At 55.2% G+C, this 16,966-nt stretch carries 13 protein-coding genes; 3 read left to right on the top strand and 10 right to left on the bottom strand.

Annotation, left to right across the window (positions count from 1 at the left end; genetic code table 11):
- Nucleotides 1-5: 5 nt before the first annotated feature.
- The 3 genes from Abci_RS08455 (at nt 6) to Abci_RS08445 (ending at nt 4,169) form a co-directional block, all read left to right on the top strand.
- Nucleotides 6-617, top strand: a complete 612-nt coding sequence (locus Abci_RS08455) for a septation protein IspZ (RefSeq protein ID WP_048838732.1) — start codon at nt 6-8, stop codon at nt 615-617.
- Between the two features lie 194 nt (nt 618-811).
- Nucleotides 812-3,415 (top strand): ATP-dependent chaperone ClpB, encoded by a 2,604-nt coding sequence (gene clpB / locus Abci_RS08450; protein ID WP_048838731.1) that lies wholly within the window; start codon nt 812-814, stop codon nt 3,413-3,415.
- 121 nt (nt 3,416-3,536) lie between these two features.
- Complete coding sequence (locus Abci_RS08445; RefSeq protein ID WP_048838730.1) at nt 3,537-4,169, top strand: NUDIX hydrolase; 633 nt, start codon at nt 3,537-3,539, stop codon at nt 4,167-4,169.
- Here the strand turns inward: Abci_RS08445 and Abci_RS08440 are convergent, their stop codons facing one another.
- The 10 genes from Abci_RS08440 to Abci_RS08395 form a co-directional block, all read right to left on the bottom strand.
- Nucleotides 4,170-5,081: a ketopantoate reductase family protein gene (locus Abci_RS08440; protein ID WP_048838729.1), complete on the bottom strand. Its 912-nt coding sequence runs from the start codon at nt 5,079-5,081 to the stop codon at nt 4,170-4,172.
- A gap of 89 nt (nt 5,082-5,170) precedes the next feature.
- Nucleotides 5,171-6,487 (bottom strand): GTPase HflX, encoded by a 1,317-nt coding sequence (gene hflX / locus Abci_RS08435; RefSeq protein WP_048838728.1) that lies wholly within the window; start codon nt 6,485-6,487, stop codon nt 5,171-5,173.
- Nucleotides 6,468-6,749, bottom strand: coding sequence for an RNA chaperone Hfq (gene hfq / locus Abci_RS08430; protein ID WP_048838727.1), 282 nt, complete (start codon nt 6,747-6,749; stop codon nt 6,468-6,470). Before hfq ends, hflX begins: the two co-directional genes overlap by 20 nt.
- A gap of 62 nt (nt 6,750-6,811) precedes the next feature.
- Entirely contained in the window at nt 6,812-8,203 is a 1,392-nt protein-coding gene (ntrX, locus tag Abci_RS08425) for a nitrogen assimilation response regulator NtrX (protein ID WP_048838726.1), read from the bottom strand.
- Nucleotides 8,193-10,460 (bottom strand): sensor histidine kinase NtrY-like, encoded by a 2,268-nt coding sequence (locus Abci_RS08420; RefSeq protein WP_048838725.1) that lies wholly within the window; start codon nt 10,458-10,460, stop codon nt 8,193-8,195. The genes ntrX and Abci_RS08420 overlap by 11 nt, the downstream gene beginning before the upstream one ends.
- An 8-nt stretch (nt 10,461-10,468) precedes the next feature.
- A complete protein-coding gene (gene ntrC, locus Abci_RS08415; protein WP_048838724.1) occupies nt 10,469-11,908 on the bottom strand; it encodes a nitrogen regulation protein NR(I) in 1,440 nt (479 codons plus the stop codon).
- Between the two features lie 64 nt (nt 11,909-11,972).
- A complete protein-coding gene (locus tag Abci_RS08410) occupies nt 11,973-13,082 on the bottom strand; it encodes a two-component system sensor histidine kinase NtrB (protein WP_048838723.1) in 1,110 nt (369 codons plus the stop codon).
- 9 nt (nt 13,083-13,091) lie between these two features.
- Entirely contained in the window at nt 13,092-14,156 is a 1,065-nt protein-coding gene (gene dusB, locus Abci_RS08405; protein ID WP_048838857.1) for a tRNA dihydrouridine synthase DusB, read from the bottom strand.
- 204 nt (nt 14,157-14,360) lie between these two features.
- On the bottom strand, nt 14,361-15,515 hold the full coding sequence (ispF, locus tag Abci_RS08400) for a 2-C-methyl-D-erythritol 2,4-cyclodiphosphate synthase (protein ID WP_048838856.1): 1,155 nt from the start codon (nt 15,513-15,515) through the stop codon (nt 14,361-14,363).
- Nucleotides 15,516-15,580: 65 nt separating this feature from the next.
- On the bottom strand, nt 15,581-16,585 hold the full coding sequence (locus Abci_RS08395) for a hypothetical protein (RefSeq protein ID WP_048838722.1): 1,005 nt from the start codon (nt 16,583-16,585) through the stop codon (nt 15,581-15,583).
- Nucleotides 16,586-16,966: the final 381 nt, after the last annotated feature.

The following is a 16,966-nucleotide window of genomic DNA, read 5'->3' as shown; positions in this document are numbered from 1 at the left end:
TCCTCATGATGCGCCGCCTGCCTTCTCCACATTTCTTTATGGAATTTGCAAGCCTGATTATCTTCTGGCTGCTGGCAATGTTCTGCTCCGCAAAAACAGCCATAGCCGTGACACTGGTTTTTGTAGCTGCTGACACCATACGCCGGTTGCTCAGTAAAGCGTCCTTCCCCCGCCTGTGGGTTATCTGCTCTGTTCTGGCGGTTGTTTTTGGCGGGATTGATCTGCTTGCCCCTACCCCGTTCATGATACGGTATGAAGGCTGCATTACAAACCTTGTCACCTGCGCCAGCTTCATATGGGGTGCCTACGGCTCCCCATCTCTCATTCAGGAAATGGTGGAGGAGAGACAAGGTTTCACCTTCCCCCCGGAGCGGCAGGAACTTCAGTCTTTCTTCAGAATATTTACGCTTGCGTGGGCAGCTTATTTTGCGGCCAAAGCAATTTTATATGTATGGCTTGGCACCCATTATCCCTTGCCAAAGACTATCGCCTTACGCTCGGCATTTGGCACTCTCAGCCTTGCTGTTATGGTTCTTGTGAGCATGCAAGGCAGGCGTGTTTTTTTTCTCTGTCAACGCGCAGGATTTTTCCTCCCTCGTCCGGCTACAGACTCCTGAGATTTCCGGGTTTTTCCCCCGATACCAGACACTTGCACCCTTTTGCTGCACAACAGATTTGCACCATCCCCTCTTGATTGTTGCAACAGACGTTCCAATCTCTGTTAGCGAAGAAAAGACCATGCCTCCACTGCCATAATGGGGCGGAGACAAGGCCTTCAGTCGCCTAAGCAAAAGGGACAAGAGGGATAGTTATGGACATCGCAAAATTTACAGAACGGTCTCGCGGTTTTCTGCAAGCTGGCCAGACCATCGCCCTGCGTGATTTCAACCAGCAATTCACGCCGGAACATCTGCTCAAAGCCATGCTGGATGATAATGAGGGCGCTGCTTCAGCCCTGATCCGCGCGGCAGGCGGCAACCCGGAAGCCGTAAAAGCGGCAACGGAACAAGCGCTCGCCAAACTGCCAAAAGTGCAAGGCGGCGGCGCAGGCCAGCCACAGGCAACGCCAGATCTGGTACGGCTGCTGGATGGCGCTGAGCAAGCAGCACAAAAAGCTGGAGATAGCTTTGTTGCGCAAGACCGCCTTTTGGTGGGCATTGCGCTTTCCGACACGCCAGCCGGTAAGGCCCTGAAAGACAATGGGGCCAAGCCGGATGCGCTGGAAAAAGCCATTGCCACCATAAGAAAAGGACGGACCGTGAACAGCGAAAACGCTGAAGCCAACTTTGACGCACTCAAGAAATATGCCCGTGATGTTACGGCTGTTGCTCAGGCTGGCAAGCTTGACCCGGTTATTGGCCGTGATGAAGAAATTCGCCGCGCCATTCAGGTTCTGGCCCGCCGCAGCAAAAACAACCCGGTTTTGATTGGTGAACCCGGCGTTGGTAAAACAGCTATTGTTGAAGGGCTGGCTCAGCGTATCATCAATGGTGACGTGCCAGAGGCACTGAAAAACAAAAAACTGCTCTCCCTGGACATGGGGGCGCTGGTTGCTGGTGCCAAATATCGCGGTGAGTTTGAAGAGCGGCTTAAGGCTGTGCTGAAAGAGATTGAGGCCGCCGAAGGGCAGATCATCCTCTTTATTGATGAAATGCATACGCTGGTTGGCGCTGGCCGGAGCGACGGGGCTATGGATGCCTCCAACCTCATCAAACCGGAACTGGCCCGTGGCACCCTGCACTGCATTGGCGCAACCACGCTGGATGAATACCGCAAATATATTGAGAAAGATGCGGCTCTTGCCCGTCGTTTCCAGCCGGTATTTGTGGGTGAACCGTCTGTTGCGGATACCATCTCCATCCTGCGCGGTATTAAGGAAAAGTACGAACTGCATCATGGTGTTCGGATTACGGATGGTGCGCTGGTTTCCGCTGCAACGCTGTCCAACCGCTACATCACGGACCGCTTCCTGCCGGATAAAGCTATCGACCTGATTGACGAAGCCGCCAGCCGCCTGCGTATGCAGATTGACAGCAAACCGGAAGAACTGGACGAGCTTGACCGCCGTATCATTCAGCTCAAGATTGAGCGTGAAGCCCTGCGGAAGGAAGACGACACGGCCAGCAAAGACCGGTTAGAATCCGTTGAAGCAGAGCTTGCCGATCTGGAAGAGAAGTCTGACGCCATGAGTGCGGCATGGCATGCGGAGAAAGACCGTGTGAACGCCGTGCAAAAACTTCAGGAACAGCTGGACCAAGCGCGTTCCGAAGTGGAAGTGGCACAGCGCACAGGTAATCTGGGTAAGGCTTCTGAGTTGATGTATGGGGTTATCCCTAATCTTCAGGCTCAAATCACGCAGGCTCAGGATGCACAGTCTGACCCAGGGACAACAGACCTTGTTTCCAAAGCCGTGACGGACCAAGGGGTCGCCTCTGTGGTGTCTCGTTGGACGGGGGTTCCGGTTGACCGGATGCTGGAAAGCGAGCGCGCCAAACTGCTGCGTATGGAAGATGAACTGCGCCGCTCCGTTGTTGGGCAGGAACCAGCCCTTAAAGCTGTGTCCAATGCCGTACGGCGTGCCCGTGCAGGCTTGCAGGACCCTAACCGGCCCATCGGGTCTTTCCTGTTCCTAGGCCCTACGGGCGTGGGTAAGACGGAACTGACCAAAGCTCTGGCACGCTTTCTGTTTGATGATGAGAAAGCTCTGCTGCGTGTGGATATGAGCGAGTTCATGGAAAAACACGCCGTCTCACGCCTGGTCGGTGCGCCCCCCGGTTATGTGGGGTATGAAGAAGGTGGTGTGCTGACTGAGGCTGTACGCCGCAGACCGTATCAGGTCATCCTGTTTGACGAAGTTGAAAAAGCCCATGAGGATGTCTTCAACATTCTGCTTCAGGTGCTTGATGATGGTCGCCTGACCGATGGTCAGGGCCGCACGGTGGACTTCCGCAACACCATTATTGTCCTAACCAGCAATCTTGGGTCTGACGTGCTGGCACATCAGCCGGATGGTGAAAGCGTGGATATGGTGCAGGCGCAGGTCATGAAGGTAGTGCGCGAGCACTTCCGCCCTGAATTCCTGAACCGTCTGGACGAGATTATCCTGTTCTCACGCTTGCAGAAAGCAGACATGACCACCATTGTGGACATCCAGATTGGCCGACTGCAAAAACTGCTTGATGACCGCAAGATCACACTCAAGCTGGATGATCTGGCCCATGCCTGGCTGGCAAACGAAGGGTATGACCCGGTTTACGGCGCGCGCCCACTGAAACGGGTTGTGCAACGCAGCCTGCAAAACCCACTGGCTGAGTTGCTGCTACAGGGTACCATCCACGATGGTGAAACTGTACCGGTTTCTGCCAACGGTGAGGGCCTGACGATTGATGGTAAGTCAGCCGCAACACTGGCCTGATACGTCACTGTCCAAACAAGCTTAATAAAAACGGGAGAGCTTCGGCTCTCCCGTTTTTGCATTCAGAGTCTTCCTGCCCTATCACGGTTTTTCCTCTTGGTCGGTACGGAAGGACGATGTCATGGCAGAACCTGCGTGGCTTATCTGGGCACGGGACATTCAGGCCATAGCGCAGACCGGTCTGACTTACGCACAAGACCCTTTTGACCGTGAGCGATATGAGATGCTGCGCACCCTTGCTGCCCGTATGATGGCAGCCGGTAGTGCAGAACTTGAAGACCGTATTGAAACATTATTTGCCCAGCAGCATGGGTATGCCACGCCCAAACTGGAAGTGCGCGTTGGTGTATTTGATACACAGGGCCGTATTCTGATGGTGCGTGAAATTCTGGATGCCAACCGCTGGACCATTCCCGGTGGGTGGGCGGATGCAAACCATACTGCCGCACAATGCGCCGCCAAGGAAGTATGGGAAGAAACAGGCTACACTGTCCGCATTACCAAACTCGCCATGGCGCTGGACCGTACAACCCAAGGCCATCAGCCCCCTGAACCATTTACGGTTACAAAGCTGTTCTTTTTAGGGGAGATAACGGGAGGCAGCCCGACAACAAGTATAGAAACCAGCGAAGTACGCTTTTTTGGGCAGGACGGAATTCCCGAAGACTTATCTTTAGGCCGAGTTTTACCCGAACAGATTGCCGCACTGTTTGCGCACCATAAAGACCCCAACAAAGCAACAGATTTTGATTAATTAGCGAGCCAGACAATGACTTTGCTCTGCCAATCTTGTTAACACCAGAATAACCTGATTGGCAGGCGTAACGACACCAAGCTCTCGCCCTTTCCTGACAATGTAACCGTTCAGAGCCTCTATCTCTGTTGGTTTGCCACGCCGTAAATCCTGAGCAGTCGATGACATCTGCTCAGGCATAGCGCTTGCGATCGTCAAAAGATTTGTCATAAAGTCTGGTGAACTGGGAATACCAAGCGCACATGCAACAGCCTGACATTCCTGAACAAGAGTGACCATAACATCCTGCACGCCGTCTGTCTGCATCATGCGGGCGTAAGGCATCTGCGACAGTGCCGACAAACCATTATAGGCACAGTTCACCATCAATTTTTCCCATAGCACCGTCATGATTTGGGAAGAGACCGTGACAGCAAAACCTGCCTGCGCAAAAAGTGCAGCATTATTTGCGCTAGTCTCAGTAGTATCAGCCTCCCCCATAACCAGCCGGTTGCCTCCATGATGCACAACATGGCCTGCCGCGAGCATGCTGACAGCGATGTACACAGCAACCGGCACCACAGGCCTATGGATCACGGTTTCAAGACTCTGAACGTTTTCCACGCCATTCTGCAAACTAAAGATAACGGTGCTCGGCTGTAATGCCGGAATAAGGTCTCGCCCTGCCTGGTCTGTATCAGCAGACTTTACGCATACCAGTACAAAATCGGCTAGCCTTAAATCCTGTGCTTGAGAAACCACTTTTACGGACACACTCTGTTGTCCATTGGCAGTATCATATTTTAGGCCGTGCACGCGCAGCGCCTCACACTGGGCAGGACGCGCCAGAAAAGTTACGTCATGCCCACTTTGTGCCAGCGCCGCGCCAACATACGAGCCAATAGCTCCTGCCCCAATAACAACCACATGCACAGGCAGTCTTCTCTATCCCCGTTATGGGTTGCACGGAACAGAAGCTATAGAAACCCTCACAAACACCCGTCCCGATATTTTACAACTTATCAGGCAACAAGCGGCTTTACATGCTTGAACTGTGTTTCAAACCGTGCCCGGTCTTCCGCCAGCAGACGCACTGTTAGTGTTGTGTCGTCCTCACCGTCCTGCCGGTCTGTTACTTCCCCATGCTGGTAGAGCCACGCAGCCGCTGCGCCGTCAGCCAGCGCCATACAATAACGCACTGCCTCCATGGAGGCAGTGATATGCCGGTCTATCAGGGCCATGAGTTCTGGCAACCCATCACCTGTAATAGCAGAAATAGCGACCGTTTCTTCCGTTTGCGGCACAGCTTCCGGGCCACCTAGTAGGTCCGCCTTGTTCATGACTTCAATCATGCGGCTAGACCAGTCAGCCTCAATCATGTTGTCACGCGCCATACCATGCAGCACACCAAATACATCTTTTTTCTGTGCGGCACTATCGGGGTGCGCAATATCGCGCACATGCAGGATGATGTCGGCTTCTGACACTTCCTCCAGCGTAGCGCGGAAGGCAGCAATCAGTTCTGTTGGCAGATCACTGATGAAACCCACAGTATCAGACAGGATAATGCGCCGCCCGGATGGCAACGTAATAGCCCGCATGGTGGGATCGAGCGTGGCAAAAAGCTGGTCTTTTGCGTACACCGTAGCCCCGGTTAGCGCGTTGAACAGCGTTGACTTACCCGCATTGGTGTAGCCCACAAGCGCCACAACCGGAAACGGCACACGTTTACGGGCCTGCCGGTGCAGCCCACGCGTGCGGCGCACCTGCTCCAACTCTTTCTTCAGCTTGACGATACGCTCGCCAATCATCCGACGGTCAGCTTCCATCTGGGTTTCACCCGGGCCGCCCAAAAAGCCAAACCCGCCGCGTTGCCGCTCAAGGTGGGTCCATAGCCGGACGAGGCGCGACCGCTGATATTCGAGATGAGCAAGCTCAACCTGCAATGTCCCTTCCTTGGTTGCGGCACGCGCACCAAAGATGTCCAGAATAAGCCCGGTACGGTCAATGACCTTACAGCCAAACTCACGCTCAAGATTGCGCTGCTGGCCGGGTGTCAGCCGTGAATCCACGACCAGAACATCAATCCCATCCGCTTTCACGGCAATTTTGAGGGACTCTAGCTGACCAACCCCCAACAGGGTGGCAGACCGTTTGGTACGAAGCAGGAGAACAGCTTGCCTGACAATGACAAGCCCGATGGAGGCAGCAAGTCCAACAGCTTCTTCAAGCCGGGCTTCAGCTGCCCTTACATCCTGCTCATGGGCTGAACGCTCCCATGGCAGAATAACAGCGCCGCGTGTTGCGGTAGGTTTTGTCTCAGTTAAAGTCGTCGCCAAGTGCTATATCTCTGTCTGTTGGCTCTGTCGCCGCTGTTTCAAATACATTAACCGGTATGGAGGGCATGACAGTGCTGATAGCATGTTTGTAGATAAGCTGCGTCTGGTCATCACGCTTCAACAGAACAGTCGTGTCGTCAAACCATGTAATGTTACCCTGCAACTTAACACCATTGACCAAAAATACCGTCACAGAAGCCCGTGAGCGGCGTATCTGGCTCAAAAAGGCATCCTGCACGTTGTATCCGGTTTCTTTTTCCACTCTCTGAGGCCCTATTCTCGTTTTTTGTTAAAGCCGGAATGTCGCTGCTTTGTGCAGATACATTAGCCCGCCCCTCTGTCTTCCGACGTTACACCAAGCTGCTTGAGTTTGCGATGGAGGGCACTACGCTCCATGCCAACAAAAATTGCAGTCCGGCTGATATTACCCCCAAAGCGCAAAAGCTGCGCCTGAAGGTACTGTGTCTCGAACATATCCCGCGCCTCACGTAGCGGCAGGCTCATGACATCGGCAGACGCATCAAACTTCAATAAGGCTGGTGCCCCTTCCCCTACAGAAGAAGGGAGCATTTCCGCTCTTATTGGTTCAGTCGTGTTGCCGGGCATCATGATCAAGACCCGTTCCATCAGGTTACGCAGCTCACGCACGTTACCCGGCCACTCATATGCCTGAAGCGCTGCTATGGCATCTGCCGACAGCTCACGCTTTGGCAAACCCGCCATTTCCGCAGCACGGCGCAGGAATAGCTCAGCAAGGCCCGGTATGTCATCCCGCCGCTCCCGCAGACCGGGCATACGCAACGGTACAACAGCCAGCCGATAATACAGATCCTCCCGGAACCGCCCTGCCATGATCTCGGCTTGCAGGTCCCGGTTTGTTGTGGCCAGCACGCGCACATCAACCTTCACGCGCGTGGAACCACCAAGCCGCTCAAATGTCTGGTCCTGCAAAGCCCGGACAATCTTGCCCTGTGTCTCCAGTGGCATGTCCGCCACTTCGTCCAGCAGAAGCGTACCGCCGTGGGCGCGTTCCAGCACACCGGTGCGGCGGCCAACCCCATCCGCATTCCCTTCCAGCCCGAAGAGTTCTTCTTCAAACCGTCCGGGGGCCAGAATGGCGCAGTTCAGGGCAACAAACGGGCCATCCATCCGCCGGGAGCGGGCATGGATCATCCGGGCCGCAACCTCCTTGCCCGAACCGGGCCCCCCCGTAATCAGCACACGGGAGCCTGTGGGTGCCACACGTTCAATTTGCCCCCGCACAGCGGATACAAGAACGCTATTGCCGAACAGCTCTGTATCCTGCCCCGCACGCAGGCGGAGTTCTTCATTTTCCTTGGCCAGACGGGCGGCTTCCAGTGCGCGGCGCACAACAACCAGAAGACGGTCAGCCTGAAATGGCTTTTCAATAAAGTCGTACGCGCCATGCTGAAGCGCCGCCACTGCGGTCTCAATCGTCCCGTGCCCGGAAATCATGATGACAGGAACCGATGGTTCCTCCCCATGCAAAACATCCAGAATACCAAGACCATCCAGCGCGGAGCCTTGCAGCCACACATCAAGAATAACAAGTGACGGCCTGCGAGCGCGAAAGGCTGCTATGGCTGCGTCAGACGTGCCAGCACCCCGTGTTTCGTACCCTTCATCTTCCAGAATGCCCTCAATGAGCATCCGGATATCCGGCTCATCATCAATGATCAGGATTTCATGAGCCATGGTCGTCTTTCATCGGCAAAATCAGAATAGCCACAGTTCCTGTTTCCTCCGCCCTGTCTTGCAGGCGCACCGCTCCTCCATGGTCTTCCATGATTTTTTTCACAATAGCCAACCCTAAGCCGGTGCCTTTGGCCTTGTGTGTTACGTAGGGCTCCGTCAGGCGTTGCCTGTCATCAATTGGCAAGCCAACCCCGTTATCCGTAACAGAAATCTCGACCTCGTCCTTCTCCTCTTGCAGGCCAATCCATATCGCGCCTGCCACGTTTGCGCCATCTTGCCCAACATCACCCTGTTTTGCCGTCATGGCAATGGCATCTGCTGCATTCTGTAACAGGTTTATAAGTGCCTGACTTATCAGGCGCCTGTCACACCGGACAACCGGGCCTCGGTCTGGCAAATTGACCGTGTAGGTAATTTCAGGATGTGCATTCCGTTGCAAGACCAAAACTTCCCGGACGATACGGGATAGATCCTCTTTGGTCATGACAGGCTGCGGCATACGCGCAAATGCCGAAAACTCATCCACCATACGGCCTATATCGCCAACCTGACGCACGATAGTATCCGCGCATTGTGCAAATGTCTCAGGATCTGACGTGATTTCACGCAGGAAACGACGTTTGAGCCGCTCCGCGGCCAGTTGAATGGGCGTAAGTGGATTTTTGATCTCATGGGCAATACGGCGCGCCACATCCGCCCATGCAGCCTTGCGCTGAGCAGATTGCAGGGCTGTTATGTCGTCAAAGGTCACAACATATCCGCCGGTGACAGCCCCCTGCATTTCCGCACCAATACGCACAAGCAACATGCGCCGGTTGGCAACAGGACCAGTCTGCACTTCCTTGGTAATAACCTGATCCGGCGCGGCTTTGGCTTCGGCCAAAATATCAGCAAAATCTGGCACACGCTGGGCCAGCGGTGTGCCTTTGGCGTCCATCAGGTCAGTTTGCAACAACACGCTGGCAGCCCTGTTGGGCAGTTCAATATGCTGCTCCCGGTCAAGCCCGATCACACCGGCGGAAACACCTGACAAAACAGCCTCCGTAAACCGGCGGCGCTCATTAATCTGCCCGTACGCCGCCATAAGCTCGGAACGCTGGCTGGCAAGCTGCTCTGTCATACGGTTGAATGCGCGTGACAAGCTGGTTACTTCATCGTCACGGTCGGCTTCGGGCACATGCACCCCAAGGTCGCCTTCACTGATACGCCGTGCCGCCAGAATAAGCAGCCCAAGCGGGCGGGCAATCTGATTGGCCAAGGCCAGCCCGATCAGCGCGGCGGCGGCCAGAACCAGCAACGCCACCAACGCAAATATCATGACAAACGTGAGCTGGATTTTAGCTTTATTGGCATTCAGGCGGTTATAGTCCGCCACCACCATTTCCGTTCTGTGCATGTGCTCCAGAATGGTGGGATCAACAAGACGTGTAATGACCAGCATGAGCGCGGGCGTCTGGGAGAGTTCCACAACCGCTCTCACCGTCCTCTCGTCAGGCGAATCCAGAATGGCAATGTCATTTGTGCGGGCCATGGTGGTGGCGGCAGGTGGTGGCAGATCCTGCATGTAGCCGGTACGGCTCATCAGCCCACCGGCAGCGCGCACCTTATTGGTGATGGGATCATAAACCACCGCCTCCGTCAGCCCACGGATGGTTGCCTGACTGTCCAGCATCTGCGCCAGGGCATCATGGTCCTGCAACAGGTTCATGCCACTTGCTGCCAGCTCGTTTTGGGCGCTGGTGATGTAATTGGACATTGAAAAGGCATCGGTCCGGATATTGGCGTTGTGCTCGCTCAAATATCCTCGGGATGCCTCCAGCGCCTCGCGCAGCGCCGTGTTCACCCGGTCTGAAAACCAGATCTGAATACCGTAGTGAAAGAAGAGGGCTGCGAATGCGCCCACAACAACCGTAGGCGCTACCGCTACAATACCAAACAGCGTAACCAGCCGCACATGCAGCCGTGCCCCTGCCAGCCCCTTGCGTTGCTCGGACAGCATGGGGCCAACACGAATGACAATAGCCACCAGCAACAGGCACAGGACCAAGCTGTTCAGTACCACCACCAATGGTTCTATGATGGAATAATAGTGCCCGGAAGACATCCCTCCGGACAGCACGACAAAGGTGGCGAAACCCAACCCGAGAGCCAGCGCAGCGAGCGTGAGCGCAACACTTTTACGCTCAAGCGAGCGGAAAACCCAATGCAGGCGGCTGCGCGGACGCACATCTGGCGCTTTACGGAAAAAATTTTTCATGCGAGCCGTCAGACAGGCCCACGCACAACGGGAATTTCCAGCTCCCGGATTTTCTTGCGTAAGGTGTTTCTATTCAGCCCCAGCATGGTTGCCGCCTTGATCTGATTACCCCGGGTTTCCGCCAGCGTCATTTGTATCAGGGGGCGTTCAACTTCTGCAATGACACGGGCATACAGGTCATGCAGCGGCATACCCTCACGCCCGGCCACAAGGTAGCGCATGATATGGCGGGAAACTGACTCTGCCAGAGGCTCTTCCACTAACGATTTTTCAGTTGTGACATCGTTAGCCAAGGGTTCGGCCAGTTCAGCGTCAATCAGATCAGCCCCGATGGTCTCCTGCGGGTACAGAGCGACAATACGGCGAATAAGATTTTCCAACTCACGCACATTGCCGGGCCAACGCCATGCCTGCAGCCGCTCAATGGCTGAGTCATCCAACACTTTTGCTGCACCACCCGCCTGACGGCACAGCCGCAGAAAATGGTGTGCCAGCAAAGGAATGTCTTCAAGCCGCTCCCGCAAAGGCGGCAAGCGCACAGGCACCACATTCAGGCGATAGTACAGATCTTCCCGGAACGCCCCGGCGCGGATAGCCTGCCGGAGGTCCCGATGTGTGGCGGCAACAATACGAACATCTGCCCGAATGGGTGCACGACCTCCCACCGTGGTAAATTCACCATCCTGCAAAACACGTAAAAGACGGGTCTGCGCCTCTGGTGGCATATCGCCAATTTCATCCAGAAACAGCGTACCACCGGCTGCCTGCTCAAACCGGCCGGGGCTACGGCCACCTGCCGTGCGTTCCTGCCCAAACAGTTCAGCCTCAATCTGGTCACGCGGGATAGCAGCCATATTGACCGCAATAAATGGCCCCCCACGCCTGCGCCCATATTCGTGCAAGGCGTGAGCTACCAGTTCCTTCCCTGTACCGCTCTCACCTGTAATCATAACCGTCAGGTCTGATGTCGTCAGGCGGGCAATGCTGCGGTAGATCCCTTGCATGACCATGGACTGACCAATAAGGGGCAGTCGCTCCTCCGGAATACTCGCCACAGGAGGGGCTGGCATATCCTGAGCAGGAGCGGCCAGAGCGCGCCCTACAACGCTTAGTAATTCCTTTAGATCAAACGGCTTTGCCAGATATTCAAATGCCCCGCGCTGCGTTGCCTTGACTGCTGTGGTCAGGTTGGACTGAGCACTCATGACAATAATACGCAGGTCAGGCCGCGCCTGCCGGATACGGGGAATAAGGTCCAGACCACTGCCATCGGGCATGATGACATCTGTAATCACCAGATCCCCCTCACCTTCCTCCACCCATTGCCAGAGGGTGGCGGCGTTGGGGGTTGACTGAACCTGATACCCTGCACGGCCCAAGGCTTGCCCCAGCACGGTCCGAATGGAGCGGTCATCGTCAGCAACAAGAATGGTGGGCAGTGGGGTCATGGCGGCGTGTCACATTCAGCAAGGTTGCAGCGGCAACAGGTCAAGAAAACAGAAAGAACAAAAATCAGCCCGAAGCTGGCGGCTCTGAAACAATAGGCAGGTAGAGGCTTATTTCCGTACGACCGGGGCGGCTTTCCACTTCAATAACACCACCGTGGTCGTCCATAATTTTCCCAACCAGTGCCAGCCCGAGGCCGTTTCCACTGATTTTGGTACTTAAAAACGGTTCAAACAGATGGGGGCGAATAGTCTCAGAAATACCCGGCCCTGTGTCCCTTACGGTCACAACCAGCGGCAGATGCCGCCACTGGCTGGTGCCGGGCAAGGCCAGCCGGATACCGGGACGATAACTGGTGAGCAGCGTAATTTCGCCCGGTTTGTCCGTTTCCTTAATGGCCTCTGCCGCGTTTTTTACAAGGTTGAGCATGACCTGTATGAGCTGGTCCCGGTTGCCCCATACATGAGGCAAAGAGGGGTCATACCGCTCAATGATGCGAATGCCGGACGCAAAGCCCTGCTCAGCCAGCAACCGCACATGCTCCAGCACCCGATGAATATTAAGCGACCGGTACTCCGTTGGTGCTTCGCCAAACATGCCCATGCGCTCAACCAGCGCATCAATACGGTCTACCTCGTCACAAATCAGGCTTGCCAACTCCTTGTCCTGCTCTGAAACCGCATTTTCAAGAATTTGGGCCGCCCCTTTGATGCCAGAGAGCGGGTTCCGCACTTCATGCGCCAGCATGGCGGCCATGCCGGACACGCTGCGTGCCGCAGAACGGAACGCCAGTTGCCTGTCCAGATTACGGGCTGTGGAAGAATCATGAAATGTCAGCACAATAGCGTCTGGATTTTCAGGCATATCCGCGCCCTGCACGGTAATACCTTCCTTATGGAAACGCGGCGTACTGAAAACCAGTTCGTGCTCCGTCACACTGCCGCCAATTTTGCGCAGATGCTCCACCAGCAGGAACAGCGGATGATCTTCCGGCACAAAATCCTTCAACCCGCTCTGACACAGTTGAGAGCGGGAGGTTGCGAAAAATTCCTCTGCCGCTGAGTTCGCAAACCGGATCCCGTTATCGGCCCCAATTTCCAGAACCGGCACTGGCATATTGTCCAGTATCAGGCTGGCGGCAGAGCTGGAATTATTGGGAGCCGGGCGAGCTTTCATGCGCGTGCGTCAGGCTCCACACGTAGCGTCAGCAGCATCTGCGTGGCGGGACGCGCGTGGCTCACGCACTGCACCGGCTGCAATCTGCTGATCATAAAAATCAGAGATCATGCTAATGGCTTCCGGCGCATTATCGACCCGGTTCACCGCAGCCCGGAACCCGGCTGAACTATGTAGGCCCGCAGAATACCAGGACACATGTTTGCGTGCCAAACGCAGGCCTGGGCGTTCACCAAAATGCTCCAGCATCATGCGGTAATGCTCCAGCACAATCTCTTTTTCCGCGCTGAGTGTGGGGTCTGGCACGTCCTGCCCTGTACGCAGAGCATGGGCAACCTGCGCCAGAAACCATGGACGACCGTAACAGCCCCGCCCGATCATCACACCATCAGCACCGGACTGAGCCAGCGCCGTGCGCGCATCATCAACCGTAAGAATATCGCCATTAACAATAACTGGCAGGTCAACAGCATCCTTGACCTTGCGGACAAAAGCCCAGTCAGCCGTACCATTATAAAATTGCTGGCGGGTGCGGCCGTGCACCGTAATCATGCGGATACCTACATCCTGCGCAATGCGGGCCAGAACGGGCGCATTAAGGTGCTGGTGATCCCACCCCATACGCATTTTAAGGGTAACCGGCACAGATACAGCCTTGACGGTAGCGTCCAGCAGGCGGGCAGCAGCCCCCTCATCCCGCATCAGCGCTGATCCGGCCATTTGCCCCACGGCAACTTTTTTAACCGGGCAGCCAAAGTTAATATCGATCAGGTCCGCCCCGCGCCCCACGGCAATACGGGCTGCTTCCGCCATGGCGTCCGGATCACACCCGGCCAGCTGTACGGCATTGGGGCCACCAGCATCCGCCACCTCGGCCATACGCAATGTGTTGTCGTTCTCACGCACCATAGCCCAGGAGGCGATCATTTCCGACACGACCAGTCCTGCGCCGAGTTTACGGGCAAGCCGCCGGAACGGCAGATCAGTCACACCAGACATGGGGGCCAGAATAACCGGTGTCTCAATATGAACACCACCAAGGTCTATTGGCCGCAATACGGATTGCGTTTGCACAGTCTTTCCCACTTTGCCTATGATTTAGGCACAGATACCGATATCCCTGCCTAAAATCAATCTTTTTATAATCGTAATGATTAAGCAGAATACGCAAGAGTTTTCTTGCATCCTGCCTGAGTTTTTTAGAAGCGTTCTGATAAAGAAAAGGTGCCCAGACCCTCGCCTGAGCACCTCTTCCTTTTACCAACTCACCTCGAAAAATCAGGGAACCAGAACGGACACCGCTGCCGTGCAGGCAATCCCTTCCTCACGCCCGGTGAAGCCGAGCCGTTCAGAGGTTGTAGCCTTGATGGAAATACGGTCCACATCAACTTCCAGCAGTTCTGCGACGCGCTTACGCATGGCATCCGCATGGGGGCCGATTTTGGGGCGCTCACAAATCAGCGTCAGGTCTGCGTTAATCAGCATACCGCCGCGCTCCCGAATACGCTGCCCGGCGTGAATGAGAAAACGGGCGCTATCCGCATCTTTCCATTTGTTTTCACTCGGCGGAAAATGGCGGCCAATGTCGCCCTCTGCCAGTGCGCCATAAATGGCATCACACAAGGCATGTATCCCGACATCGGCATCGGAATGGCCAGCCAGCCCTTTCGTGTGCGGCACGGTAATGCCACACAGAATAAGGGGGCGGCCTTCTTCAAAGGCATGCACGTCATACCCCAGCCCCACACGCGGCAGCAGGGTCGGGCCGATCAGTCGTTCAAGGCGCACAAGATCATCCTCGTAAGTCAGTTTGATATTGTCTTCATCGCCCTGCACCAGAGCTACACTGAAGCCTGCATCTTCTAGTAGTTTGGCATCATCTGTCGCTGTCAGGGAAGATGCCTCGCGGTGCAGGTCCAGAAACAGACCGAAGCGGAAGCCCTGTGGCGTCTGGGCACGAAACAGATGATCGCGGGAGACTGTGCCGGAGATGACACCGCCCTCCTCACGCTTCAGCGTATCGGCCACCGGCACGGCGGGAATGGCGCCTGGATGCTCGGTTAGGGCAGACACCACATTCCGCACGACTTTGGCTGTGACATAGGGGCGGGCTCCATCATGCACAAGCACGATATCAGGCCGTTGCTCTTCAGGCAGCGCAGCCAGTGCTTCCAGCCCGGCACGCACACTGGCCTGCCGTGTCTCACCACCCGCAACGGGAGAGAGTGTCGTCAGGCCCTGCAATGCCTCAGACAAGGACGGCGGATGACCCACGGGCTGCAAGCAGGCCACATGGGGCAACAAAGCTTGCGCAGCGTGGCGGATAACCGGCTGGCCTGCGAGCCGAACATATTGTTTCGGCGTTTCAGACCCGCTGGTGGCGGCATAACGGCTGCCCGTTCCGGCAGCTAGAAGAATGGCAGCAACTCGCATGTCAGGAGACATGCGGCCCTTGCCACTTGGCGTCAAGGCGGAAAATGGCATGAAGCCCTTCTTCCTTATTGAGCGGCATACAATTTCATGGCGGCAAGTTTTTCCGGGAACGGCACAGCCAGAAAGTGAATGAGACCGCGCCTTTCAGAGGGGAAGACTGGCGCGCACCCGGAGCGGAGGCGATGAAGTGTTACTGCAGCCCCTATGCCATCAAAGCTGAGAACTTGAGCTTTGAGGAAAATATAATTGGCAAGACATTGATCATACCCAATGAATGGCCGGTGTTTGCCGGTTTTTTGCCTGTAGCCTTCTGCACACTGCAAGATAAGTTGCGCGTATTCAAAGGCTTGAGCGCTATGGCTATACCCTATCATACCCGCTGAAAAACCACGCTGCGTGCGGGAGAACTCCATCCCCGCCTCTGCCATCATCCGCCAGCCATACCAATGCCCATCAGATTCTGGATGACCTTCACCCAACACACCTTCTTGAGTTACGTGTATGCGGTCTGAAAAAACCATATCTGCCAAAATTGGTTCGATAGGCGCATTACACAGGATATCAGCATCCATATAAATCAGCGGCTGGCGATCACGGAAAAAGGGCTGATCAAAAAACCGAAAGCGGGCGAGACAGAAATCGATTTCATCGTGACAATCTGGCAGGACAATAACAGAAAAAACGCCTTTTAGCGGCAGTTCTTGCTGAATCCGCCTAACACGCTCCTCTCCTGCCTCATTTGTAATGACGGCAAGGTCGCCCTTATAGCCACCCACCGTCAGCAGAGAATGAAAAGATAGGCGGAGGCATTCAAAAACCTCTTCACTCCCAAAAGCGCAGGAAAAAATCAGAGGATTAAAGAGCCGGAAATGCTGGAGTTTCCAGCCTTCACTGAAAAGATTGAGGTAGCGCGTACCATTCAGCTCAGACGTTTGGGCTGATAGAGGCAGAGCCGACCGTTCAAATGTGCACCCGTCCATATGAACGGTTTCGGCGTCTTCTGTTCCTGAAACAAGACGAGTGGGGCATGTTGTGACCCAACGATGTTTTGCCAAGACCGTAAGTGCCATTACCAACATTCTCCTGCTTCAAACAGTCTCGCACCAGATAGCATTGCTCTTCTTGAAGCATTTTACGCATCATGGGGATAGATATGTAGTTTTATCTAACTATTCAGGAGGTGACAGTGTGCCCTGCTGAACTCCAGCAGGGAATTTACGCCATTAGTTTGATTGGAATATGGTTGTCCCGGACGATGTATGGACCAGCCGCCTTCACCTGAATGGTGAGAAGAGAAAGACCTTTTAACTGATATAGTTGCATCGGGAGCAAAGCACTTCCCGCAGTCCAACGTGCGTCTGGTTCTTCAATGCCGTGCCAACCAGTCAAGGAGGCATCAGTCAGATGCTCGGTGACAGGGCGGATTCAACCGGTCGTCGCAACACCTTAAT

Origin of the sequence: Acetobacter cibinongensis (genome assembly GCF_000963925.1) — a bacterium.
Taxonomy (GTDB): domain Bacteria; phylum Pseudomonadota; class Alphaproteobacteria; order Acetobacterales; family Acetobacteraceae; genus Acetobacter; species Acetobacter cibinongensis.
This window is presented reverse-complemented; position numbering and strand designations above follow the sequence as displayed.